We start from the raw sequence: 25,086 nt of genomic DNA on the forward strand, positions 1-25,086 counted from the left end.
CTACACCCGTTCTGTCGATTTGCGGCCGAACAGCCCCTGTGGCCGGACAAAGAGAACGAGCAGGATCATCACGAAGGCGACCGCGTCCTTGTACTGGGAGGAGAGATAACCAGCAGTGAGCGCCTCTATCAGTCCGAGCAGGAACCCCCCCACCAGAGCGCCTTTGGGATTGCCCATGCCGCCCAGCATCGCGGCCGCAAAGCCTTTCAGCGCGAACCCGATCCCCACGCTATAGGCCGTTAGGGTAATGGGTGTCGCCAATACGCCGGCGAGCGCACCGATGGCGGCGGACAGCGCGAAGGACAGGGTCATGACGAAGGTCGTGTTGATGCCCACCAGCTGGGCCGCCAATCGGTTGTTGGAGGTGGCAAGTACCGCTCGCCCCAGCAGCGTTCGGGTAAAGAACACCCACAGGCCGACGAAAACCGCAATCGCGCCGCAGATGACCCAGAGACTTTGCGGCAGGATCGTGGCGCCGCCTATGCGAAGCGGTGCATCGCCGGAGAACGCGGGAAAGCTGTGGATCTGCTTGTCGAACACCACCTGCGCGCCACCCTGAATGAAGATCGACACCCCGATGGTGATGATGATGATCGACACCACAGGCGCGCCGCGGGCGGGTTCGATGGCAAGCTTGTTGATCGCGACGCCCACCGCCGCCGTCACCACGATGGCAATCAGTGCGGCCAGCGGCAGCGGTACGCCCGCCGCATGAGCGAACCACGTGATCATCCCGCCCAGCATGACAAATTCACCCTGTGCGAAATTGACCACGTCGGACGCGTTGTAGATGATCGTGAACCCGAGCGCGACGAGCGCGTAAACCGCGCCGACCGTCACGCCGGAAAAGATGAATTGCAGGAATTCCGGCATCTGGGCTGCTCCAATGGGCGGTGACCCCGAGGATCGCCCCGCCGTGAAGCGGGGCACTGGTTGTCGTCCGAGGCCGGGGATTTGTCGGCCAGCGCGATCAGGTCAATCGACCGGCACCCAGTTGCCGTCCCTGATTTCGAGCATACGGAACGCCGACAGATCGAGGCCGAGATGATCCTCCGGGCCGAACGTGTAGATCCCTGTCGTGCCCGCAAGGCCGGAGGTCGCCTCGATCGCATCGCGGATATCGCCCGGTTCGGTGGACCCGGCACGACCGATTGCATCGGTGAGGATCAGGAAGGCATCATGCGCATAGCCGCCGAATGTGCCGACAGGGGTCTTGGTCGCCGCCTCATAGGCCGTCTTGTAGCTCGTGACCGGTGCCTTCTGCGGATCGCCGTCGGCCAGCAGATCTGCAACGAGCAGCGCGGTTCCCGGCAGGCGGACCCCCTCCGCCGCGTCCGGGCCGGCCAGTTCGATGAAGCCCGCCGAGGCGACGCCATGCGACTGGTAGAAGGGCAGACCGATTGCCAACTGCTTGTAGTTCCGTGTGACGATCGACGGCCCCTGCCCGAAGCCGGGGTTCAGGACGGCCTGCACACCGGGCGTGCCCTTGATCTTGGTCAATTGCGCGGTCATGTCGGAATCGCGGGGATCGTAGGTTTCGTCGGCCACTATCTCGATACCGTAATCGCCCACGACCGTCTTGCACTGCGCCTGCATGGAGGCGCCGAAGCCATCCGTCCCGGAGATCATGCCGATCTTCGTATAGCCCTGCTTCTTCATGTCATCGAAGATTTTCTGGCACGCCATCCGGTCGGTATGGGGCGTCTTGAAGGTGAAGGGCTTCACCGGCTGAATGATGTCGATGGCCCCGGCGAGCGAGATGAACGGCACCTCCGCATCTTCCGCCACCGCAAGGATCGACATCGACGTACCCGTGGTCGTGCCGCCGATGATTGCCACAACCTCATCATCCTCGATCAGCCGGGTCGCGAAGGTGCGGGCCTTGTTGGGGTCGCCGCCGTCGTCATAGAACACCAGCGTGATCGGCTCGCCGTCCAGCCCGCCCGCCGCATTCGCCTTCTCGACAAGCATGTGCAGCGTCTTGGCCTCAGGGTCGCCAAGAAAGGCCGCAGGCCCCGTCGCGGAGATGCTCGCACCGATCTTGATCTCCGCAGATGCCCCGGATGGCAGCAGCGCCGCAGTGCCAAGAGCCAGGCCAGCCAGCGCGGTGGTGGTGATTGCCTTCTTCATCGGTCTCTCCTCCCAGAAACAGTGTTATCAGGTGATGATTTACGGGGTGGCCGATCTTCCGCGCCATGAAACGACGGCACCAACCCGTGCACGGGCTGGCCGTTCGCTGGCGAACAGGTCTGTCATGGCAACTCCCCCAAGGCGTCTCCCTCGCCTTGCTTTATCATTGACCGACCGGTCGGTGTATGCAACATGATTCTTGGAGGGCCCGTCAGATATTGGGCTGGGAGGCGAAAATGACATCGACAGTAGGCTCGGCACTGGCCGAAGGCGTCCTGACGCTCACGCTGAATCGTCCCGAAAAACTGAACTCCTTCAATGAGGAAATGCACGCAGCGCTCCGCGCGGGGTTTCTGCGGGCCACGGATGATCCCGCGATCCGGGCGGTGCTTCTGACCGGCGCGGGCAGGGGGTTCTGCGCCGGTCAGGATCTGGGCGATCGGGATCCGCGCAAATCGGAAGCTCCCCCCGATCTCGGCAACACGCTTGAGACATGGTACAATCCCACCCTTCGCCTGATACGCGCGTTGGAAAAGCCCGTTATCTGCGCTGTAAACGGGGTCGCCGCAGGGGCGGGAGCAAACATTGCGCTGGCCTGCGATATCGTGATCGCGGCCCGCTCGGCGAAGTTCATTCAAGCCTTCTCCCGCATCGGCCTTGTTCCTGACGCGGGGGGGAGTTGGAGTCTCACGCGGATAGTGGGCGAGCCGCGGGCCAAGGCGCTCGCGCTGACCGCGGAACCCCTGATGGCGCAGACGGCGGCTGACTGGGGTCTCATCTGGCAGGCTGTCGAGGATGCGGAGCTTATGCCAACCGCCACCGCTCTTGCGAGGAAACTTGCCGCAGGCCCGACCCTGGGTCTCGGCCTCACAAAGCGTCTCATTCAGGCGGCTGCGACCAACGATCTGGATGCGCAGCTCGACCTAGAACGCGATTGTCAGCGGGAGGCCGGACGGAGCGCCGACTATGCCGAAGGCGTCGCCGCCTTTCTGGAAAAACGCGCTCCGGTCTTCCTGGGGAAATGAGCTTCGGTATGAAACCTGTCCACGAGATGACCCCGGAAGAAGTGGCAAAGGCATCCGCCGCCGCGATGTGGGAGGAAGATACGGCGAGCCGGGGGCTCGGTATGCAGCTTCAACATGTGGCGCCGGGAGAGGCGACCATGGTGATGACGGTGACCCCGGCAATGTCGAACGGCCATGGCAATTGCCATGGTGGGTTCATGTTCGCCCTTGCCGACAGCGCCTTCGCCTTCGCCTGCAACAGCTACAACCAGGCAGTCGTCGCGCAGCACTGTTCCATTACCTACATCGCGCCCGGTCATGTGGGCGATGTGCTCACGGCGGAGGCGCGGGAGGTTTCACGCCGCGGCCGGTCGGGCATCTACGATATTCGCATCACCAATCAGCGCGGCGAGCATATTGCCGAGTTCCGCGGCCATTCCCGCAGCGTGAAAGGCACCCACCTGCCCGTCGAAGGCTGACGGGCTCCGCTGCGTTCAGACACTCCAAGGGAGGAGCACCATGGAAGACCTGACCCCTCGCAAAGAGGATCTGGATCCGATCGAAATCGCCTCGCGGGATGAGATCGAGGCCCTTCAGCTCGACCGCATGAAGCGGTCGCTGGCCCATGCCTATGCCAACTCGGCCTTTTACCGTCGCCGGTTCGACGAGGCGGGCGTACATCCGGATGATCTGCAGTCGTTAAAGGATCTCGCAAAGTTCCCGTTCACGGTGAAGCAGGATCTCCGCGATACCTATCCCTTCGGGATGTTCGCGGTCCCGCGGGAGAGGCTTGCACGGATACACGGCTCCTCCGGCACCACCGGCAAGCCCACGGTTGTAGGATACACCCAGAACGACATCGACATCTGGGCAGGGCTGATCGCGCGCTCTATCCGGGCCGGTGGGGGGCGACCGGGCGATATCCTGCACAACGCCTACGGTTATGGGCTGTTCACCGGGGGGCTGGGGGCACATTACGGTGCGGAGAAGCTGGGATGCACCGTCGTTCCTATGTCCGGCGGCATGACCGAACGTCAGGTCACGCTCATCAACGATTTCGAACCGCGCGTCATCATGGTGACGCCGAGCTACATGCTCTCGATCCTGGATGAGTTTCGCAAGCAGGGCGTCGATCCGCGCAAATCATCGCTCGCCGTGGGCATCTTCGGCGCTGAGCCATGGACGAACGCCATGCGGAAGGAGATCGAGGATGCCTTCGACATGCATGCCGTGGACATCTACGGCCTGTCGGAGATCATGGGTCCGGGTGTCGCCATGGAGTGCGTCGAAACGAAAGACGGGCTGCATTTCTGGGAAGACCACTTCTATCCCGAGATCATTGACCCTGTCACCGGAGAGCCGCTGCCGGACGGTGAAATGGGGGAGCTTGTCATCACCACCCTGACCAAGGAAGGGCTGCCCATGGTGCGGTATCGCACACGCGATCTCACCCGGCTTCTCCCCGGCACGGCGCGGAGCATGCGGCGCATCGAGAAGATCACCGGGCGGTCGGATGACATGATCATCCTGCGCGGGGTCAATGTCTTTCCGACGCAGATCGAGGAGCAGGTGCTGAAATGCCGGGGGCTTGCGCCACATTTTCAGATCGAACTTTCCCGCTCGGGCCGGATGGACAATCTTACTGTCCATGTGGAATGCGCACCCGATCACACCGCAGATGATGCGCGTACGAAATCCGCCAGGGAGCTTGCGCATCATATCAAGTCGATCGTCGGCGTCTCCACCCGGATCGAAGTGCATGACTGCGAGGGCATCTCGCGCTCCGAGGGCAAGGCGAAGCGGGTCATCGACAACCGGCCGAAAAGCTGAAATCAGTCCGCCGGCGCTGGGTCGGCGAACTGCTCCGCCTCAGGGCGATGTCAGGAGGGGCGACCCATGGCGCGAACGCGGGCGCAGGATTTTGAGGAAAAGCGGCGCGTGATCCTGGATTGCGCGGCGCAGGTCTTTGCCGAGCAAGGCATGGACAAGGCCTCCATGTCTCAGATTGCGGCCCAGGCGCAGGTGTCCAAGGCCCTCCTCTATCACTACTATCCCGGCAAGGGCGCGCTGATCTTTGCGATCATCATCACCCATCTGACCGAGGTGGACAGCGTTGTGGCGGAGTCGGACGATCCTGCTCTCTCCCCCGATCAGCGCCTCCGCCAGCTTGTCGGTGCGGTGCTGGAGGCCTATCGCGGGGCAGATAACGAACACAAGGTGCAGCTCAATGCCGCCTCCACCCTCTCCGAAGCGCAGCGGGAGGAAATTCTGACGATCGAGCGTCGCATCGTCCGGCGTTTCTCAACGGTTCTCGACCAGTTGAACCCGGAGCTGAAGGACAGGGAACGACCACTGCTCACCCCTGTCACCATGTCGCTCTTCGGCATGATGAACTGGATGTACATGTGGTTCCGGGAGGGCGGGCGCATCAGTCGGGAGGATTACGCCGACGTGGCGACAACGCTGATCCTCGAAGGAATACGCGCCGTCCGCTGACAGCCGTGTATCCCTTGGACAGGGGGTTGAGCAGGGGCCCGTCGCCGGACCCCCCTCTCGTCACTCCGCCGCATGTGCGGCTGCCGTCGGCCAGCTTTTTGCCACCATCGTCAGCACGTCGTATTGGGCGACGACCTCACCCTTCTGGTTGGTGACGCGGCAGTCCCAGCGAACCTCACCATGGTCGGCATTGGCGCGGGGATTGATCTCCTTGCATGTCAGCCGCACCTGAAGCGTGTCGCCGAAATAGACCGGCGTCAGGAAGCGGAGATTGTCGACGCCGTAGTTGGCGAGCACAGGCCCGGGGTTCGGCTCCACGAAAAGCCCGGCCGCAAAGGACGCGATGAGATAGCCATGCGCCACCCGGCCATCGAAGAACGGGTTCGCCTTCGCCGCGGCCTCATCCATATGGGCATAGAAGGTATCGCCGGTGAATTCCGCGAAATGCTCCACATCCTCCTGGGTTACCTGCCGGGCGGCGGTGATGAGCTGGTCGCCGATCCGGAGGTCTTCCAGAGATTTGCGGAAGGGGTGGATATCGCTCCGGACCTCCGCTCCATCCAGCCAGCGCCCGGTGACGGCGGAGAGAAGACGGGGCGTTCCCTGCACGGCGGTGCGCTGCATGTAGTGCTTGACGCCCCGCATCCCGCCCATTTCCTCGCCACCTCCCGCGCGCCCCGGCCCGCCGTGCACCAGCGGCGCGAGCGGCGATCCATGGCCGGTGGAGGTCTTGGCCGAGGCGCGGTTGCCGATCAGGATGCGTCCATGGAACGGGGCGGCCTCCAGAACGGCTTCTTCCGCGATGCGGGGATCGTCGGTGAAGACGGAGGCGACCAGCGATCCCTTGCCCATGCGGGTGAGGGCCAGCGCCTCGCCCAGATCATCGTATGGCATGACGGTGGAGACCGGGCCGAATGCCTCGACCTCATGCACCGCCGCCGCGCTGAAGGGCTTGGCCGCATGCAGCAGGACGGGGTTGAGGAAGGCGCCCGCATCCGCGTCGCCCGACGCGAGCGTGACGGTGTTGGGATCGCCCGCGACAATCTCCGACACCCTTGAAAGTTCCGCGATCCGCGCGCGCACCTCCTCCCGTTGGGCGAGGCTGGCGAGGGCCCCCATGCGCGTTGCTTCGTCCGCCGGCAGGCCGGGCGCGCTCTTGGCGAGCCGCGACCGCAGCGCGTCTATGAGCGCCTCCACCTGGCTCCGCGGCGCGATGACACGCCGGATCGCTGTGCATTTCTGCCCCGCCTTGGAGGTCATCTCCCGAGCGACCTCCTTCACGAAGAGGTCGAACTCAGGCGTGCCCGCGACCGCATCCGGACCGAGGATCGAGGCATTCAGACTGTCCGCCTCCATGGTGAAGCGCGTGGAGTTCCTCACGATGGCCGCATTCATGCGGAGCGACTGTCCGGTGGCTGCCGAACCGGTGAAGGTCACGACGTCCTGCCCGGTCACGTGATCGAGCATGTCGCCCACCGAACCGCAGATGAGCTGAATCGCGCCCTCCGGCAGAAGACCCGTCTCCACGATGCGACGTACGACAAGCTCGGTGAGATAGGCCGTCTGGCTTGCCGGTTTCACCACGCAGGGCATACCGGCGATGAGGCTGGGCGCGATCTTCTCCAACATGCCCCAGACGGGAAAGTTGTAGGCGTTGATATGCACGGCAACGCCCTGAAGCGGGGTCAGGATATGCTGCGCAACGAAGCTGCCATCCCGGGAAAGCCCCTCCACCTCTCCCTCGGTAAGCACGCGGGCATTGGGCAGCTCGCGGCGGGCCTTCGAAGCATAGGTCAGCATGGTGCCGATGCCGCCCTCTATATCCACCCATCCGTCGGCCCGGGTCGCGCCGGTGCGGAAGCTTTCGGTGTAGAACTCCTCCTTCCGCTCCATCAGCGCCATCCCAAGGGCACGGAGCATCAGGGCGCGATCATGGAAGCTCATGGCCCGCAGCCCCGCGCCTGCCTTGCGGCCGTGGTCGAGCACATCGGCAAAGTCGATCCCGGTGGAGTCGATGGTCGCGACCTCCGCCCCGGTGGCGGCGTCGAGCAAGGTTGCGCCCGTCTTCTGCCCCGGCGCCCATCCGCCACAGACATAGCTTTCAAGACGGCGCGGAGGCTGAACGGTTGCGGTCATGGGGTTCCTCAAACTTGGTCTGACAGCGGGTCGCCCCGCACAGGATTACAGGCCGAGATCGGCCAGATGTTGCTTGCTGCTCTGCTCCCAGCGGGCGCGCAGGTCTTCATTCGTCTCATGCCGCAGGCCAAGGTTCCGCAGCATCGCGAAGCGGTCCGATCCGGCAATTCCGAAACCCGCGCGGACCCGGGGCGACCAGTAATCGACGGCGGAGCGCACGCCCTCCGGGTCGGTAAGCACGAGCCGCGCCAGCGCCTCGGAGCCGAGTTCCCGGTGCCGCGCCTCGCGCGGGGCGATGGCCCGGAACACTTCGGCCAGCGGCGCATAGGAAAGGCGGGTCAGCTCGCCCATCTGCACACCCGTCGCCATGCCCTGCAGCACATTCATCACCACCGCATCAGTCCAACCGGTGATCGGGTAGTGAAAGACCGAAAGCCGCATGTCGCCTTCCTGACGTGCATGACCCAGATCCGCATCGCGTGGCAGACGCGCGGCCCAGTCATGCGTCGTCTCATAGCGGGCAGCATCGGCGCCGAAGCTCGCCATGACCGCGAGCACGCGCTCTGCATGGTCCGCCTTCTCCAATGTGATGCGGCTGGCCGCGATCCGTGCCTTGATGCCGGGCGCGTGATTGATCGACGCCGCAAAACCGGCGGAGGCTGCCAATTCGCTGTCCACGAAGGCGGACATCAGACGCAGAAGCTCTCCCCGGTAGCGGGCGGGAACGTTGTCTGGCGTCGTCAGCACGCCGCCCTGCGCCAGATACGCCTCCAAAGACATCGCCTCATTCATCATAGGTCACCACGACGCGGTCGCTGATCGGCGTGGCCTGGCAGGAGAGGACGTAACCGGCACGAACCTCGTAATCCTCCAGCGCGTGGTTCACCGCCATTTCCACCTCTCCCTCCAGCACCTTGCAGCGACAGGTGGAGCACACGCCCGCCTTGCAGGCATAGGGCGCGTCCATCTGGGCCGCGATGGCCGCATCGAGGATCGTCTGTCCCTGTCGTGGCATTTCGAAGGTCCGGGTCGCACCGTCGAGCGTCACTGTCGCCTGCGTGCCCGCACCAGGGTTTATGGCCACGCGTGAAACCGCCCGGGCCTTGGCGCGGCCGGGCTGTCCGCTGGCAAAAAGCTCGAACTTGATCTGATCGTCCCGCAGGCCCTGGGCGCGCAGGCTGTCCGCAATGGCCAGCATCACCGGCTCCGGCCCGCAGATGAAGGCAGTGTCTATCGCGCTGGCATCAAGCCAGTGCGTAAACAGGCCGCGCATCTTCTCTGCGTCGATCCGACCGGTGAACAGGTCGATCTCCTGTCCCTCCTGCTCCAGCACGTGGATGATGGAGAGCCGCCCGAGATAGAGGTTCTTCAGATCCTCCAGCTCCTCCCGGAACATGATCGTGTTGATCTGGCGGTTGGAATAGACCAGCGTGAATTTCGATCCCGGCTCCCGGGCCAGCACCGTCTTGATGATCGACAGCAAGGGGGTGATCCCGGAGCCGCCCGCGAAGCCCAGATACTGCCGGGAGGCCTGTGGGTTCAGCTCGGTGAAGAACCGGCCCATGGGCGGCATCGCCTCGATCTGATCGCCGACCCCCAGCATCTCGTTGGCCCAGGTGGAGAAGGCGCCGCCATCCACGCGCTTGATGCCGACCTTGAGGCAACCTTCGTCCCGTCCCGCGCAGATCGAGTAGCTGCGGCGCAGTTCTTCGCCATCGAAATCATGCCGGAAGGTGAGGTACTGGCCCTGCGTGAAATCGAACAGCGCCCTGTCCTCCTCCCGCGGGCGAAGGGTGACGACAACGGCGTCGCGGGTCTCACGGCGCACATCGGTAACAGTCAACGGATGGAAGCGTGCCATTTGGGTGTCCTCGGCATCCTAGATGCACTTGAAGTAATCGAAAGGCTCCAGACAGTCCTGACAGCGATAGCTCGCCTTGCAGGGCGTGGAGCCGAATTGGCTGATCTTCTCGGTCCGCGCGGAGCCGCAGCGCGGGCAGGCGATCGTCATGTTGCTGCCGCCTGCAAGCCGGGAGATCCGGCCTGCGAGCCGGCCATCCGCTGCGGTGCCATCGACAGGAGGGGCAATCCCGTAATCCCGGAGCTTCTGCCGACCCTCCTCGGTCAGCCAGTCTGTCGTCCAGGGCGGAGACAACTGCCGCTTGAGTCGTACCTGCTCTATGCCCCGGCTCTGCAGCGCCGTCTCGATATCGAGGTTGATGATCGCTGTGGCGGGACAGCCGGAATAGGTGGGCGTGACGGTCACGACCAGGGTTTCGCCTTCCCACGCCACATCGCGGATAATGCCCAGATCGGTCAGGCTGATGACCGGGATTTCCGGGTCCGGCACTTCGGAAAGCCAGTGCCAGACCTCGGCTAGATCGGGATGCGCAGCACCGTCCATCGCATTACCAGCGCGCGCCGGGATAGGCGCGTTGCAGGAACTGCATCTCGGCGAGAATGTAGCCCAGATGCTCGCTGTGCAGACCAGCCTTGCCACCGCGACCCTTCACACCATGCTGCCAGACATCGGCGGGCAGGCTCAGTGTGGCCTCGGCAAGCACCTCCCGGACCGTGCGGTCCCACCCGTCCTTCAGGCTCGAGGGCAGGGGGGCGATGCCCGCCGCGTTAACGTCCCGGTCGATATCGTCATCTGCGAACATCTCGCCCGTGTAGGGATAGAGAAGGTCCAGCGCCTTTTGCATCCGGTCATGGCTTTCCGGGCTGCCATCCCCCAGACGGATCACGAGATCGGCGGAGCGTTCGAGATGATAGGCCACCTCCTTCTCCGCCTTGGCCGCGATTTCCGCCACACGCGTGTCGGTCGAGCCTTTCAAACCGCTCAACAGCTCGAGATGGAAGGCGTCGAACAGGAACTGCCGCATCAGGGTCTGGCCGAAGTCCCCGTTCGGGCGTTCGACCAGCAGCAGATTGCGGAAGGCACCGGCATCGCGCAGATAGGCCAGATCATCGGCGCTGCGGCTCTGCCCCTCGACCTCCCCGGCATATTCCAGCCAGAGCTGACATTGACCGATGAGATCGAGCGCCTGGTTCGCGAGGGCGATATCTTCCTCCAGCGCCGGCGCATGGCCGCACCATTCGGAAACCCTGTGTCCGAGGATCAGTGCATTGTCGCCGAGCCGCAGAAGCCATTCGCCAAGGGCGGCCCTGCTCACCGTTTCAATCGCGGCAGCCATCACATATGCCCGATTTCTTCAGGAATGTCGAAGAAGGTCGGGTGACGATAGACTTTGCTGTTCGAGGGTTCGAAGAGCGGACCCTTGTCAGACGGAGACGAGGCGGTGATCTCGTTCGAGCGCACGACCCAGATGGAAACGCCTTCGTTGCGGCGGGTATAGACGTCGCGTGCGTTACGGATGGCCATCTCGGCATCGGGCGCGTGCAGGCTGCCGACGTGACGATGATTGAGGCCGTGCTGACCGCGGATGAAGATTTCCCAAAGGGGCCATTCGCTGGACATGTCTTGCTCCTCCCCGGAGGCTTGGATGTTCTGGCTGGACGGGCTGTTCTCGTTGGACAGGCAGATTATTCGGCTGCGATGGCGGAGCGCCGCGCCGAAGCCTTCTCCGCATGGGCCATCAGCCCGTCCCGGAACCAGGCGCCGTCCTCCCATGCCTTCACGCGTGCCCCGAGGCGTTCCGCGTTGCAGGGGCCGTTCCCCTGAATGACGGCGAAGAACTCCGACCAGTCGGGCTCGGAGAAATCGTACCCGCCTTTCTCCTCGTTCCATTTCAGATCGGGATCGGGAACGGTCAGGCCCAGATACTCCGCCTGCGGAACAGTCTGATCGACGAATTTCTGACGAAGCTCGTCATTCGTATTCATCTTGATTTTCCACGCCATGGATTGCGCGGAATGCACGCTGTCCTTGTCGGACGGGCCGAACATCATCAGGGAAGGATACCAGAAGCGGTCGAGGGCATCCTGTGCCATCGCCTTCTGCTCGGGTGTGCCGTTCGCCATCTTCATCATGATGTCGTAGCCCTGCCGCTGGTGGAAGCTCTCCTCCTTGCAGATGCGGATCATCGCGCGGCTGTAGGGACCGTAGCTTGTGCGTTGCAGCGGCACCTGGTTCATGATCGCTGCCCCATCGACCAGCCAGCCGACTGCGCCCATGTCGGCCCAGGTCAGCGTCGGATAGTTGAAGATGGAGGAATATTTCATGTTGCCGCTGTGGAGCTTCTCCAGCAGCTCGTCCCGGCTCACGCCAAGGGTCTCGGCGGCGGAGTAGAGATAAAGACCATGGCCCGCCTCGTCCTGCACCTTGGCGAGCAGGATGGCCTTGCGCTGCAGCGTGGGTGCGCGGGTGATCCAATTGCCCTCCGGCAGCTGGCCCACGATCTCCGAATGCGCGTGCTGGCCGATCTGACGGATCAGGGTCTTGCGATACCCTTCCGGCATCCATTCTTTCGGTTCGATCTTTTCGCCGCGATCGATGCGGTCCTGGAAGGCAAGCTCCTGCGGCGTCATCTCATCGCGATGCTTGGAGCCTTCGGATTTCACGAGCTGTGCATACATGGCTTTCCCTCCTCCAAAGTAGGCCCCGCGATCGGTGGGACCGCAGACAGACGAAATCGAATCTCCCCTTCGCCCGTCTCCGATCTTCATACACTACAACACATCACATAAGAAGACGAAAAATCAATAATTGTGTGATGTATCGTGCGACGCTTTTTCAAGTCAGTGAAAATAATGAATTTTTATCTCAATCCGGCGAGGCGCATGTCGCTTTCGCAGGTGTGGGCGGGAAGCGGACCGTCAAGACCTTCGAAGCTCGCGGCGATATGCCGTTCTGCCGCCTCCGAAAGCGCCAGATAATTGCGTCGGAACACCTCCCGCACCGCCGTTCCCCGCCAGTCGGCGGGCAGCGCTGCGGCTGGAAGGCGAGGATCGCGGAGCAGGACGTTGCGGTAGAGATGCACGAGCAGCAGTCTCGCCACCAAGGACGCCTCATCGGAGAGCGCGCCCTGCAGAACATCCTCCAGGAGACCCTCGAACCTGCGCCCGATATCGACATACTGCTCCTGCAGCGCCGAAAGATCCCAGAAGGCGGCAAGCTCCTTCGGGTGATCAACCGGAGCCGCACGGAGCATTACCGCGCCAGGCGGCGGCGGCTGATCCCGGTCGGGCCGGAGATAGACCGACCCGCCCATATGACCCAGCCGGAGCCGCTTCGCCTCTGCCTCGGTGAGATCGGGGGCATGCAGAATCTGCCACCCGCGTGGAGGCTCTTCGGTCGAATAGAGCAGCCGCGCAGCATGGCCGAACTCGGTCTGAGCCGATGCGTCCAGACGATAATAGCTCCGCCGACCGGCTCTCTCACCCGCAAGCTGCCGGGCCGCCACCAGACGGGAAACTGCTGTCCGCACGAGGGATTCGTTGATGCCGACGCGCGCGCAGATATCTATCAGCGTACCCGTCCAGAGTACGCCGCCGCGCGGCACCACCACATCGCCGTAAATCGTGACGATGAAGGGAGCAGAGCGAAGCTCCACCCCCGCCAGCAAGCGTGCTATCGCCTCGTCGCCCTTCATGGCCCTCACCCTCCGCTCCGTCTTCAACCCCTAGCGGAGAGAGCAAATTCTCCGCAAGAGCGGGTTTGGCTGCCTTGTGAGTGTCGCAAGGCGAGGGTTCCCGCGAGATTCACCCAAAGGCACGGTGGGTGAAGCGGGATTTCCGATCCGGGCGATGCAAAAATGTGCAACCTTGCATCAGAGGCGGGGCGACTCCGCTTCTGCGGGCCATGGGGGCTTGCCAGCCAACAGGCCCGGACCGGAAGATCAGAATATGCGCCGAAACAATGGCCGGATGCGAAAGGCAGGGACGTGTGACGGAAACGAGCATGATCGCCATCCGGCGGGTCAGCAAGGCATTCGGGCGGGGCGAGACGAGTGTCCGTGCGCTGGACGATGTATCCCTGGAAATCGCGCGGGGAGAGTTCTTCACATTGCTTGGCCCGTCCGGCTGCGGCAAAACCACTCTTCTGCGCATGATTGCAGGGTTCGAGATGCCGACGGAGGGCGAAATCTTCCTCGACGGCGCGGCGATCAGCCATCTGCCGCCGAACCGCAGGCCGGTGAACACCGTCTTTCAGAGCTATGCGCTTTTCCCCCATCTCACGGTGGCGGAGAACATCGCCTTCGGGCTGAAGATGCTGGGTCGGTCGCGGGCGGAGCAGCAGCAGCGGACGGAGCGGATGCTGTCGCTTGTCCGGCTTGAACCGCTCGCCGGACGGCGGACGAGCCAGCTCTCGGGCGGGCAGCAGCAGAGGGTTGCACTGGCCCGCGCGCTTGCTCCCGAGCCCAAGGTGCTTTTGCTGGACGAACCGCTTTCGGCGCTGGATCTGCAGCTGCGAAAGGAGATGCAGGTCGAGCTGAAACGCCTCCAGGCAGAAACCGGGATCACCTTCGTTTTCGTCACGCATGATCAGGAGGAGGCGTTGACCATGTCCGACCGTATCGGGGTGATGAGCGCCGGGCGGCTGCAGCAGATCGGCACCCCGCGAGAGGTCTATACCCGCCCCGCAAACCGCTTCGTCGCCGCCTTCATCGGAGAGACCAACCTTCTGCGCGGAATGGCCACGGGCGAGGGCGTCCGGCTGCCGGGCGGCTTTGTGCTCCCTGTCGGAGAGGCTGCTCAAGGGGAGGTCACGCTCACCATCCGCCCGGAGCATATCCGGCTCGTCGCAGCGGAGGAGCAGGGCGCGATCCCAGCAGAGGTCAAGAACGCGATCTATTTCGGCACCGATACGCATTACCACCTCGCTCTCGCAGACGGCACACCGCTCATCGCACGCGCCCAATCGGCGGTCGATGGCGTGGCCTCGCTCTCGGAGGGTCAGCGCGTCGGTCTCCGGTTCGCGCCGGGTGCGGCCCATGTGCTGGAGGATTGACGAATGACGGGGGAGAGGGAGATGGAGCGGCGCTCCGCGCGGAACGGATGGCTGCTCTCCATGCCGGCCCTCGTCGTGCTGCTCTTCGCGGCGGTGGGGCCGTTGTTCATCCTGCTGGTCTATTCCTTCCTTACGCGGAACGATGCGGGGACGGTCACCTGGGCCTTCTCGACGGATGGTTGGGTATCGGTGCTTTTCACCTATGATATCTTCGACGAGGCCTACCGGCTGGCGGATGCGCATCTGGCGATCCTTTGGCGTTCGGTATGGCTGTCCCTGATGACGACGTTCATCACCTTCGTCCTCGGTTTTCCCACGGCATGGTTCATCGCGACCCGGCCACCGCAGGCCCGCGCGCTGTGGCTGTTTCTCATCACCATACCCTTCTGGACAAACATCCTGATCCGCACCTTCGCCATCAACGAGATCATCCGCAACGAAGGGGTACTGAACACCGTGCTGCTCCGGCTCGGCCTGATCGAGGCGCCCCTGCAGATCATCTATACCGACCTCGCCGTGCTGATCGGGATGGCCTATGTCTATCTTCCGCTGATGGTCCTGCCCCTTTATGCCGCGATAGACCGGTTCGACATGCGGCTCATGGAGGCGGGCTACGACCTCTATGCCAGTCGCTGGCGCGCCCTGAGAAGCATCGTCCTGCCCATCGTCCGGCCAGGCATCATCGCCGGGTCCATTCTGGTCTTCGTGCCATCGCTCGGGGCCTATGTCACGCCGAGGGTTCTGGGGGGCGGACGCAACATGATGATCGGCAACTTCATAGAACTTCAGTTTCTTCAGGGAAGGAACTGGCCGCTGGGGGCGGCGCTGTCGATGACGCTGCTTCTTATCGTGGCGCTGGCGCTCATGGCCTATATCCGCGCGACAGGGCAGGGAAGGGGTCCGCATGGCTGACAGCCATTTCGACGCTACACGGCTGCCTGGCTTTGCGACCGTGGCCGTGGCGGCCTTCCTGCTGCTTTACCTGCCCATCGTTACCCTGGTGATCTATTCCTTCAACGCCTCGCAATCGGTGGCGCTGTGGGGCGGGTTCTCGCTTTCGTGGTATAGCCATGCATGGGGGAACGAGGCAGTGAAGGCGGCGGCGCTGCGGTCGCTTATCATCGCGAGCTTCGCCGCCGTCTTTTCCACCCTTCTCGCCACGATGGCCGCCCTCGGGACAACCCGACGCCGCGCCTTCCGGGGGGAGACACTGATCTACATGACGATCAATCAGCCCCTCATGGTTCCGGAGATTGTCACGGCAGTGGCGCTGATGATCTTCTTCGGCATCCTGAAGTTCTGGACGGGCTACCAGGGGCTGGGCTGGCTGATCGCCGCCCATACGGCCTTCTGCATCCCCTTTGCCTACCTGCCGATACGCGCGCGTCTCGAAGGGATGGACCTGTCGCTGGAGACAGCGGCGGCCGATCTCTATGCGACGCCGTGGCAGACATTCCGCTGGGTGACATTGCCGAACCTCGCCCCGGGCATTCTCGCTGGCGCCATGCTGGCCTTCGTCATTTCGCTCGATGACGTCGTCATTACCGAGTTCGTGAAATCGGGCGGTCAGGATACACTGCCAACCTACATGCTTGGCCAGATGCGCCGCGCCTTTACACCGGAGGTGAACGCCATATCGACCCTGCTGCTCGCCCTTACCATTGTGCTGCTGACGGCCTTCTTTCTGCTTACACCCAAGAAAAAATAATCGACATCGACGGGAGATCACCATGAAAACCTTGCTCGCCTCTGCGGCCTTGCTCTGCGCGCTCTCGACAACAGGTTACGCGGCGGGTCAGCTGCAGCTCTACAACTGGGGCAACTACACCAGCCCGGAATTGCTCAAGAAATTCGAGGATGAGACCGGCATCAAGGTGACGGTCACCGATTACGATTCCAACGATGTGGCGATTGCCAAGGTTGGGGCCGGCGGCTCCGGCTTCGATCTGGTGGTGCCTTCCGCCAACTACGTCCGCTTCTGGGTGGATCGCGGGTTGATCCAGGAACTTGATCACTCACGGCTGGCGAATATCGGCAATATCGCGGCCGAATGGAGGGATGTCGACTGGGATCCGGGGCGCAAGTTCACCATTCCGTGGCAGTGGGGTTCTACGGGGGTTGCGGTGAATACCAGTGTCTATTCGGGCGACATCAACACTTCCGCGATCTTCCTCGACCCTCCGGCGGAACTGGTCGGCAAGGTGAACGTCGTGCCGGAGATGAGCGACGTTCTGGCCTTGGCGACGATGTACGCAGGCGGCGAACCCTGCTCGGAGGATCCGGCGATCATGAAGAAGGTGCGCGACACCGTCCTCGCTGCCAAGCCGAAATGGATCTCCATGGATTATGGCGCGACGGAGCGGCTCTCGAACGGCGACTGGGCCGCCTCAGTGAACTGGAATGGCTCCACCATGCGCGCGCGGATCAATACGGAAGGCAAGGTCCAGTACGGCTATCCAAAGGAAGGCTACCCGTTGTTCATGGATTCCGTGGCACTGCTGTCGGATGCGAAGAATGTCGATGAGGCCTACAAGTTCATCGACTTCATCATGCTGCCGGAGAATGCGGCGATGATCTCCGCCTTTGCACGCTATGCCAACGGCATCGCCGGATCGGAGGCCTTCATGCCGGAAGACATGAAGACGGCACCCGAAGTCGTGGTGCCCGAAGCCGCCCGCGCTGCCGGACGCTTCCTGCCGGGCTGTACCGGCAAGGCGCTGGACTATCAGACGGCGATCTGGACGGAGTTGCAGAAGTAACCGCCCGGACGCGCATATGAGCAGCTCTTCAAGCCCAGCGACGCCTTGCGCCGCTGCGGACCTCATCATCACCAATGCACGCGTCCTGACGATGGAGGCGGCCCGACCCCGTGCAGAGGCCGTCGCCATTGCGCAGGGTCGGATCGTCGCGGTCGGGCGCAGTGCGGAGGTGGCGCAACTGCGGGCTCCCGAAACGGAGGTCATCGACGCAGGGGGGCGGACGCTGCTGCCGGGATTCGTGGAGAGTCACCTCCACCTTGTGCTCGGCGGGTTGGAACTTGACAGGCTCCAGCTTGGCGGGGTGCGCGGGCACGAGGCGCTCTCCGCCGCCTTTCAGCGTTATGCCGGAAAACATCCCGATGCGCCGCTGCTCATGGCGCACAGCGCGACCTACGACATTCTCGATCACCCTGTCAGCCGGCACGATCTGGACAGGGTGATCGCGGACCGGCCTGTGGCGATGATGGCCGCCGATCATCATACCGTCTGGGCGAACACCGCCGCTCTGGAGGCCGCGGGCCTGCTTCACGGTGCCGAGACACCCCCCGGGCATGTGATCGTCATGGGGCCGGACGGTATGGCGACGGGAGAGTTGCGGGAGTTCGAGGCTTTCGGCCGGGTGCTCGATCTGGACGGCACGGGGCATCTGCAACTCGGCATAGCCACGGGGGAGGAACCGGAGCCGTGGCCAGATGCCGCGCGGCGGGCCGAGGACAAGCGGATCATTGCAGCCGGCCTTGCCCACTGTGCGCGCCATGGGATCACCACAATGGTGAACATGGACGGCAACCGCTACACCCTTGCCCTGCTCCGCGAGATGGAGGGGGAGGGGCGTCTTACCGCGCGCGTCGTGGTGCCTTTCCACTTCAAGCCGCACATGGCCCTCTCCGCGCTCGACCGCGCCAGCGCCATGGCTGCCGATTTCCGCGGCGAGTGGGTCCGCTCGGGGTTCGTCAAGCTGTTCATGGATGGCGTTCTGGAAAGCCGGACCGCCTCCCTGCTTCAGGATTACCCCGATCATCCCGGCGAGCGGGGGGAGTCGCTCTTCAGCGCGGAGCGCTTTGCGGAAATCTGCACGGATATCGACCGCAGGGGACTTCAGATCGCGGTTCATGCCATCGGTGACGCTGCCGTTCGGCGCACGATCGACGGGTATGAAGCCGCCCGGCGGGCGAACGGTGGCCGCGACAGCCGCCATCGCATCGAGCATATCGAACTGATCGATCCTGCCGATGTGCCGCGGCTTGCCGCCAACGGGATCACCGCGAGCCTCCAGCCATCCCATCCTCCGGGGGCGATGGATTTTCCGCTGACCACGATGGAGGCGGTGCTGCCCGCGGCGCTTTGGCAGAACGCCTACCTCTGCCGTACATTGGCAGAGACAGGCACGCCTTTGGCCTTCGGCTCCGATTGGCCGGTCGCCGATGTCGATGTGCTTCGCAGTCTTTGCGCCCAGGGGTTGCGGTCACCCTATCCCGGCGGGGTCGATGAACGTGTGCCGCTGATGGATGCCCTCCACGCCTACACGGCAGGCGGCGCCTCGGCGGCGCATCTCGATCACCTGACGGGACGGCTCTCGCCCGGCCTTGCCGCTGATATGGTTTTGCTGGACAGCGATATCGAAGCGCTGGCGCCGGAGACATATCCCAGCGCGGGTATCCGGCTTACGATCGCGGGGGGCAGGATCGTCTACAGGGCGTGATTGTTCGCCTGCGCATTGGAAAGGGCATTGGCTTGGCGATGCAGAACTCCCTGAACGCCTCCATACAAGGTGGCCTCACGATGATCAGCCCGATGGACTGAGGGGTGAATGGCGTCTTCACCGATTATACCGATTTCGGTCGCTGTGGTGGACAACCTTGCGCCGGCTCCGGTTTCCGCGGCGCGGCTCCTGTTCGCTGCCGTCCGGTACGGGCTTGCCATCTTGCAGTGCGGCAAGATGGCATGACCTGCGGGGCGCCCCCGTCGTCGCCCGCAAACCGTCTCAGGCAATTGTTGCCGTGGCAAACAGTGTCTTGAACTGGTCCCGCAGCAGGTTCTTCTGCACCTTGCCCATGGTATTCCTCGGAAGCTCTGTCAGAAGGGCTATGTGCTTGGGCTGCTTGAAGCGGGCAAGACTTTGGCCCATTGCCGCCGTGATCGCGGCGACATCCGGGTCTTCGCCCGCCGAGGGCACCAGCACCGCAATGACGGCCTCGCCAAAGTCGGGATGCGGCACACCGATGACGGCGCTTTCCAGCACTCCCGGCTGTTCGTCCAGGATCAATTCGATCTCTTTCGGATAGACGTTGTATCCGCCGGTAATGATCAGATCCTTCTGCCGCCCCACGATGGTGACATAGCCTTCTTCGTCGATAACGCCGATGTCGCCGGTGATGAAGAACCCATCCTCGCGCAACTCCTCCCGCGTCTTTTCCGGCATCTCCCAATAGCCTTTGAACACGTTCGGTCCCCTGACTTCGATCATCCCCGGCTCACCGGCGAGGAGGGTCGCGCCGGTTTCCGGATAGGTGATCTTTACGTCCACGCCGGGAAGCGCAGGCCCCACCGTTCCCGCCCGTCGCTCCCCTTCGTAAGGATTGGAGGTGGTCATGTTGGTTTCCGTCATGCCGTAGCGCTCAAGGATCCGGTGACCCGTCCGGTCCTCAAACGCGCGATGCGTCTCGGCAAGCAGCGGAGCCGAGCCGGAGGTGAACAGCCTCATGTGGCCGACCAGCCCCTTCGTGAAGCGGGGATCGTCCAGGAGCCGGGTATAGAAGGTCGGCACGCCCATCATCGTCGTCGCCTGTGGCAAATGCGCGATGACCTGATCGAGCTTAAAGCCCGGAAGGAAGATCATCTTGCCGCCAGACAAAAGCGCCACATTGGTAGCCACGAAGAGCCCATGCGTATGGAAGATCGGCAACGCGTGGAGCAACACATCGTCGGACGTGAAGCGCCACGCTGCCACCAGAACCTCGGCATTGGATAGAAGATTGCGCTGCGTCAGCATCGCGCCCTTGGATCTGCCGGTCGTGCCCGAAGTATAGAGGATTGCGGCCAGATCCTCCTCGCCCCGTTGCACGGGAGCAAACAAGGCATCCGTTGCGCGCTCGGAAAAGCTTCCCTTCCCGGCAGAATCAAGCGTCTCGAATTTCGCACCATGGCGAGCAGCTACTTCACGCAGCGCGTCCGCCTTTTCTGGCGCTCCGATCAGGAGCGACGCGCGCGCATTACCGACAAAATAATCCACCTCATCCGCCGTATAGGCAGTATTCAGCGGAAGGAAGACGACACCCGCCGTTACGGCGCCAAGATAGAGGGCGAGCGCTTCAGGCGTTTTATCGACCTGCACAGCCACCCTTTCACCCGGTCCAACACCAAGATCGGCTAGCACCTTTGCGGCCGAGAGCGCCATTTGCGAGAGTTCGACCCCGGTAACCTGCCGACCGGAGCCGTCGGTCAGCACCCAGTCCTCCCGGTCGGCCAGCGGAGCGACAAGCGCGTCATAAAGCGGATTGCTCATTTGTGTCTTCCTGTCCTTGCACCCTGCGCGAACAGGGCTTCGACGTGGTCACGGTTCTGGCCACCACGAAGACTATATTGTCCGGGCCTGGCAAGGTCATAAAGATAGTTCACCATGCGCGCCAAGGCTTTCCAGGCCGGTCCGGCAACGTCAGGCAAGCCTGTCTTCACGCCGGCTGAACGCGTATATCCGGCGATCTTCTGCGACTATTGACGATTTACAATGGGTTTCGGAGGCGGACCGCGAAAACCCGTAGACTCGATCTTGCAATACCTGTGGTGACAAATCGTCATGCCTTATCGTGGTGATGGCAGTCGTTTTTGCTGACGCAACGCGGACTCCGATGGAACTTGGATCGAGGTGTTGACTGCGTTGGACTTCAAGGAAGTGAGCTCGGCTACGACAACCATGATCCCTTTGACGCGCCGGGGCGAGGAAATGGCGACCCGTGTTGCTGGCGCCAGGATCAGCGTTGAGGACATGCGGACCTCTAAGTTAGGCTCCCGGGCGAGCATCGAGGGATATCTGTGCTCTCTGTCCAGTGAGGGCGGTGGGCGCGATATTCCTGGACGAACCGGCGATGATCGCAAAGTTACCCGACGCACTACATCTCATCAATGTTGACAGCGAAAATCAGAGTATATCCGCGACCTCCGCAATCCCCCGGTTTGCAGGAACGCCTCCATGAATTGGCTACCATCCGTGCGAGTTTCGGACTAGGGAACTCTCAAGAAGGGGCATCTTTCCATAAGAATGCCATCTATGAAGCGGCGAGCACCCTCCCGTGATCTCACACGGACTGGAGCAGACGGCGATAGATAGACCGCTAATATGCCATCAATCCTGCAGATCTCGCTGCGTTGAGCGCTGAACCCGACGCCTTTACTCGCATATACCCTGCTTTTTGCCGTCCGCTTGTTCGGTCCCATCAAGCGGCTCCCTGTGTTGGGACTGATCTCCATCGGCCTGACGCTCCCGAAACGGCTCACAAGGTGAGCCTTTTCTTGTCGTGCGATCCATCCGCGTTCTCCCTTGTGCTTGGCTGTAAACCCTTCGCCGCTGCTGATGTTCCCGTTTGTCTCCAGTGAACGGTAATGCGCGGTACATTGCCACTGCGCAAACCAACCGGCGTGGGCAGCCGGGATCAGCACAACCGCCAGAGATAATCGTCGAAGCCACGGTCGGCTCTTCATGAGCGCGATGCACACCCGGCGCGCCGCAGATCGCTGCGGCGCCGGGCTATCCTCCCCAAGGTCAAAGGATGGGATTTTCTCGTAAGGAGTGAGCTCAGGAGATGCCCGAGAGAGATCCGCTTCATGGAGCATGGCAACCTCCGGCGCGAGGCGCTGTCCCTCATGTTTTGCCGGGCGCATGTGCTTGGGGCAGCGATTTTCTACAGCCGCGCTCCAATGGTGAAGTAGGGGAACCGACGGCTCAAGCGCACGTGCGCGGGCCTCAGCATACAGACCGAGTGCTCCAATAGGCGTCGGGAAAATGAACCGGCCTGATCAGCGCCGCAAGCTGGCCGGGAGTGCTGCGGCGACAACAGGGGTTTGCATCGCGGCCGGTCATCATCCCCGCGCCAATGACGGCACTGACCCTGCGGAGCTTTTCGTGAGAGCGCGACTGTTTCACCGCAGCCCGAACCGCGACGCCCCAGAATGCACTCATCGCAGAACCGCTCGAGGACTGGCAAAGACGCATAGAATTGGAGGTTTGGGTGTGCTTCCTTCACATGCGCTAGGTTCCGCGGCAGCCGTGGCACGAGGAGCGTGTCCTTCTGAACGCCGTCGGCGCGAAGTTCGTCCTTGTCGCGTGGGTGCTGATCCGCGACGGGAACCCTGTGTCGGAGCCTCGTCGCCTGAGGCTTTCGCCCATCATGTCCGAGCCTGAGCGGAGGGTGAGAGGTTCTCCACCCTTTCGCGGCTGGAGTTTGGGACTTACGGATAGGTAAGAGCCGGGAGAATCGGCGCATGACAGGAGGTTGCCATGACAAAGAAAATCTATTGCGCGTTCGGGACGGATATCGACTCTGTGGCGGGATGGATCGGATCTTACGGCGGCGGAGACAGTCCGTCAGACATCCAGCGGGGTGTTTTTGCGACGGAGGTGGGGATCCCCCGGCTGCTGCGGTTGTTCAGGAAATACGATCTGCGGACGAGCTTCTTCATTCCGGGCCACTCGCTCGAGACTTTCCCGGATCAGATGCGGATGATCGTCGATGCGGGGCATGAAGTCGGCGCGCATGGCTATCTGCATGAAAACCCCATCGCGATGACCCCACAGCAGGAGGAGGATGTGCTCGTCAAGTCCATCGCACTGATCGAGGGCCTGACGGGCAAGGTGCCGCGCGGCTATGTCGCCCCGTGGTGGGAAATGTCGAATTCAACTGCCGCGCTGCTGCAGAAATACGGTTTCAGCTACGATCACAGCCAGGGCTACCGTGATTTTCAGCCGTTCTACGCCCGCGTTGGCGATGAATGGAACACGATCGACTATTCCGGCCGGGCGGAAAGCTGGATGCGCCCGATGAAACACGGGACGGAAATCGACCTCGTCGATATCGCCGCGAACTGGTACGTGGACGATCTTCCGCCGATGATGTTCATCAAGAAGTCGCCGAACAGCCACGGCTTCGTCAATCCGCGTGATATCGAGGAACTCTGGCGCGACCAGTTCGACTGGGTCTATCGCGAGATGGAGTATGGCGTCTTTCCGATCACCATCCATCCCGATGTCTCCGGCAGGCCGCAGGTGCTGCTGATGCTGGAGCGGCTGATTGAATACATCAGCGGGCATGAGGGTGTTGAATGGGTCACGTTCGAGGAGATCGCAGACGACTTCCGCAAACGGTTTCCCTTCGCGGGAGCCGCGCGGCCCGAGGTAATCTGAGATGTGCTCTGCCTGCGGTTTTCCCGCGGCCCCCGGCCACTGGACGGATGCGGGGGCCGTCACTCCGGCGGATCGGCTCCGGCTTCGATTCCTGCGACTGGCCACAGTGAATCGCTTGCTCGCGCCCTATGGGCTGAAGGCACAGGATGATGGCGTGACGCCGGGGCTGCAGCTTTTCTCCCCGACCGGCGGATGGGAGATCGTGCCTGACCTGGAGGCGCTCTGGAAGGCCGCGGGGCGGATGGCGGGGGTGGCGATCGACCCGCTTTCGCCCCGGGCGCTCGCATGACTGCGGGCCGGCTGCCGCTCACAATCCTTGGGGGATTTCTGGGAGCTGGCAAGAGCACCTGGCTTCGTCACCAGCTCCACGAGGGGATTTTTGCGCAACACCATATCCTTGTGAACGAGGCGGCGGAGACGCCGGTTGACAATCTCCTGCTGGGTCGTGCGCGCCGCCTCGATGTGCTGGCCGGTGGCTGCGCCTGCTGTGTCGGGAAAGAGGCGCTTCTGGCCAAGCTCCGGGATATATGCAATTCCGCAAGCGGCGCGCGGGCGGGGGAGCTGGACGGCATTCTTCTGGAAACCAGCGGTCTCGCCGACCCGCTTGCGATAGCGGATGCCATCGCAAGAGATCCCGTGCTTGTGCGGCGGTTGTCGGTTGCGGGGCCGATCGTGCTGATGGATGCGAACCTTGGCGCGGAGCAACTCCAGACGGAACCGCTGGCCCGCGCACAGATCGAAACCGCGACACGCGTGATCCTGACGAAGCCTGACGCGGTTTCCCCCGATGCCCTTGCCCGACTGATTGCCACGCTTCGACAGATCATCCCGGGAGCGGAGCTTTCGCTTGCGGAGCGTGGCGTTCCGCGCACGTTGCCCGATGTCGGGCTGGAGGTGCCGCCGCTGCCACTCCCCGTTCTCGCGCAAGGCACGCCGATCCTCGCTCATCGCCTCGCGATCGGGGCGGAGGGCGATTGGACTGCCCTTTCCACCTGGCTCTCTGCCCTCCTTGTGGCGCGAGGAGAGGATGTCATCCGTGTGAAGGGTGTCGTACGTGCCCCTGCCGGCCGGCTGCTGCTGCAATCGGTGCGCCGCACAATGCAACCGCCGGAGATCCTGCCGGATGATGACGGCGGCTTTTCAGGGCCATCACCGCAGGAGGGGGTTATTGTCCTCATCGGGCGCAATCTTGAGGCGGACCTGTTGGCACGTTCCTGGGAACGGTTCGGCGGTGTTGGAGCAAAGTGACAT

At 63.0% G+C, this 25,086-nt stretch carries 23 protein-coding genes; 12 read left to right on the forward strand and 11 right to left on the reverse strand.

Features of this window, described 5'->3' with window-relative positions:
- On the reverse strand, positions 1–873 hold the full coding sequence (locus CN97_RS08535) for a branched-chain amino acid ABC transporter permease (protein WP_035709865.1): 873 nt from the start codon (positions 871–873) through the stop codon (positions 1–3).
- A gap of 102 nt (positions 874–975) precedes the next feature.
- Complete coding sequence (locus tag CN97_RS08540) at positions 976–2,130, reverse strand: ABC transporter substrate-binding protein (RefSeq protein WP_035709866.1); 1,155 nt, start codon at positions 2,128–2,130, stop codon at positions 976–978.
- A 236-nt stretch (positions 2,131–2,366) separates the two neighbouring features.
- Between CN97_RS08540 and paaG the strand changes: the two genes are divergently transcribed.
- From paaG to CN97_RS08560, 4 genes are all read left to right on the forward strand, one after another.
- Positions 2,367–3,155, forward strand: coding sequence for a 2-(1,2-epoxy-1,2-dihydrophenyl)acetyl-CoA isomerase PaaG (gene paaG, locus CN97_RS08545; RefSeq protein ID WP_035709867.1), 789 nt, complete (start codon positions 2,367–2,369; stop codon positions 3,153–3,155).
- A 26-nt stretch (positions 3,156–3,181) separates the two neighbouring features.
- Entirely contained in the window at positions 3,182–3,613 is a 432-nt protein-coding gene (paaI, locus tag CN97_RS08550) for a hydroxyphenylacetyl-CoA thioesterase PaaI (RefSeq protein WP_211253665.1), read from the forward strand.
- A gap of 40 nt (positions 3,614–3,653) precedes the next feature.
- On the forward strand, positions 3,654–4,964 hold the full coding sequence (gene paaK / locus CN97_RS08555) for a phenylacetate--CoA ligase PaaK (protein ID WP_035709868.1): 1,311 nt from the start codon (positions 3,654–3,656) through the stop codon (positions 4,962–4,964).
- A 66-nt stretch (positions 4,965–5,030) separates the two neighbouring features.
- Entirely contained in the window at positions 5,031–5,630 is a 600-nt protein-coding gene (locus CN97_RS08560) for a TetR/AcrR family transcriptional regulator (RefSeq protein WP_035709869.1), read from the forward strand.
- A 60-nt stretch (positions 5,631–5,690) separates the two neighbouring features.
- Here the strand turns inward: CN97_RS08560 and paaZ are convergent, their stop codons facing one another.
- The 8 genes from paaZ to CN97_RS08600 all read right to left on the reverse strand — a co-directional run bounded on the left by paaZ (position 5,691) and on the right by CN97_RS08600 (position 13,321).
- A complete protein-coding gene (paaZ, locus tag CN97_RS08565; RefSeq protein ID WP_035709870.1) occupies positions 5,691–7,766 on the reverse strand; it encodes a phenylacetic acid degradation bifunctional protein PaaZ in 2,076 nt (691 codons plus the stop codon).
- Between the two features lie 45 nt (positions 7,767–7,811).
- Positions 7,812–8,546: a Phenylacetic acid catabolic protein gene (locus tag CN97_RS08570; protein ID WP_407059731.1), complete on the reverse strand. Its 735-nt coding sequence runs from the start codon at positions 8,544–8,546 to the stop codon at positions 7,812–7,814.
- A gap of 4 nt (positions 8,547–8,550) precedes the next feature.
- The gene (paaE, locus tag CN97_RS08575) at positions 8,551–9,627 is read right to left on the reverse strand and encodes a 1,2-phenylacetyl-CoA epoxidase subunit PaaE (protein ID WP_035709873.1); all 1,077 of its coding nucleotides are present in this window, start codon (positions 9,625–9,627) and stop codon (positions 8,551–8,553) included.
- A gap of 18 nt (positions 9,628–9,645) precedes the next feature.
- Positions 9,646–10,170: a 1,2-phenylacetyl-CoA epoxidase subunit PaaD gene (paaD, locus tag CN97_RS08580; protein WP_035709874.1), complete on the reverse strand. Its 525-nt coding sequence runs from the start codon at positions 10,168–10,170 to the stop codon at positions 9,646–9,648.
- 4 nt (positions 10,171–10,174) lie between these two features.
- The gene (paaC, locus tag CN97_RS08585; protein ID WP_035709883.1) at positions 10,175–10,963 is read right to left on the reverse strand and encodes a 1,2-phenylacetyl-CoA epoxidase subunit PaaC; all 789 of its coding nucleotides are present in this window, start codon (positions 10,961–10,963) and stop codon (positions 10,175–10,177) included.
- Complete coding sequence (gene paaB / locus CN97_RS08590) at positions 10,963–11,247, reverse strand: 1,2-phenylacetyl-CoA epoxidase subunit PaaB (RefSeq protein WP_035709888.1); 285 nt, start codon at positions 11,245–11,247, stop codon at positions 10,963–10,965. The genes paaC and paaB overlap by 1 nt, the downstream gene beginning before the upstream one ends.
- Before the next feature lie 65 nt (positions 11,248–11,312).
- Positions 11,313–12,305: a 1,2-phenylacetyl-CoA epoxidase subunit PaaA gene (gene paaA / locus CN97_RS08595; protein ID WP_035709889.1), complete on the reverse strand. Its 993-nt coding sequence runs from the start codon at positions 12,303–12,305 to the stop codon at positions 11,313–11,315.
- Between the two features lie 182 nt (positions 12,306–12,487).
- Complete coding sequence (locus CN97_RS08600; RefSeq protein ID WP_035709890.1) at positions 12,488–13,321, reverse strand: PaaX family transcriptional regulator C-terminal domain-containing protein; 834 nt, start codon at positions 13,319–13,321, stop codon at positions 12,488–12,490.
- Between the two features lie 308 nt (positions 13,322–13,629).
- Between CN97_RS08600 and CN97_RS08605 the strand changes: the two genes are divergently transcribed.
- The 5 genes from CN97_RS08605 to CN97_RS08625 are packed head-to-tail and all read left to right on the forward strand — an operon-like array spanning position 13,630 to position 19,140.
- Positions 13,630–14,679: an ABC transporter ATP-binding protein gene (locus CN97_RS08605; protein WP_088217491.1), complete on the forward strand. Its 1,050-nt coding sequence runs from the start codon at positions 13,630–13,632 to the stop codon at positions 14,677–14,679.
- 3 nt (positions 14,680–14,682) lie between these two features.
- Positions 14,683–15,591: an ABC transporter permease gene (locus tag CN97_RS08610; protein ID WP_035709891.1), complete on the forward strand. Its 909-nt coding sequence runs from the start codon at positions 14,683–14,685 to the stop codon at positions 15,589–15,591.
- Positions 15,584–16,387 (forward strand): ABC transporter permease, encoded by an 804-nt coding sequence (locus tag CN97_RS08615; RefSeq protein WP_035709892.1) that lies wholly within the window; start codon positions 15,584–15,586, stop codon positions 16,385–16,387. Before CN97_RS08610 ends, CN97_RS08615 begins: the two co-directional genes overlap by 8 nt.
- A 22-nt stretch (positions 16,388–16,409) precedes the next feature.
- Positions 16,410–17,438, forward strand: a complete 1,029-nt coding sequence (locus tag CN97_RS08620; RefSeq protein WP_035709895.1) for an extracellular solute-binding protein — start codon at positions 16,410–16,412, stop codon at positions 17,436–17,438.
- A gap of 16 nt (positions 17,439–17,454) precedes the next feature.
- On the forward strand, positions 17,455–19,140 hold the full coding sequence (locus tag CN97_RS08625; protein WP_035709905.1) for an amidohydrolase: 1,686 nt from the start codon (positions 17,455–17,457) through the stop codon (positions 19,138–19,140).
- Positions 19,141–19,422: 282 nt separating this feature from the next.
- On the opposite strand, the gene CN97_RS08630 is transcribed toward CN97_RS08625, so the two are convergent.
- A complete protein-coding gene (locus CN97_RS08630; RefSeq protein ID WP_035709908.1) occupies positions 19,423–20,943 on the reverse strand; it encodes a malonate--CoA ligase in 1,521 nt (506 codons plus the stop codon).
- Between the two features lie 1,989 nt (positions 20,944–22,932).
- Between CN97_RS08630 and CN97_RS08635 the strand changes: the two genes are divergently transcribed.
- Genes CN97_RS08635 through CN97_RS08645 form a run of 3 tightly spaced genes read left to right on the forward strand, consistent with a single transcriptional unit; the run spans position 22,933 to position 25,083 of the window.
- The gene (locus tag CN97_RS08635; RefSeq protein ID WP_035709911.1) at positions 22,933–23,835 is read left to right on the forward strand and encodes a polysaccharide deacetylase family protein; all 903 of its coding nucleotides are present in this window, start codon (positions 22,933–22,935) and stop codon (positions 23,833–23,835) included.
- Position 23,836: 1 nt separating this feature from the next.
- Positions 23,837–24,124: a hypothetical protein gene (locus CN97_RS08640; RefSeq protein WP_035709914.1), complete on the forward strand. Its 288-nt coding sequence runs from the start codon at positions 23,837–23,839 to the stop codon at positions 24,122–24,124.
- On the forward strand, positions 24,121–25,083 hold the full coding sequence (locus CN97_RS08645; RefSeq protein WP_035709915.1) for a CobW family GTP-binding protein: 963 nt from the start codon (positions 24,121–24,123) through the stop codon (positions 25,081–25,083). Before CN97_RS08640 ends, CN97_RS08645 begins: the two co-directional genes overlap by 4 nt.
- Positions 25,084–25,086: the final 3 nt, after the last annotated feature.

It is taken from the genome of Haematobacter massiliensis (assembly GCF_000740795.1).
Lineage (GTDB): Bacteria > Pseudomonadota > Alphaproteobacteria > Rhodobacterales > Rhodobacteraceae > Haematobacter > Haematobacter massiliensis.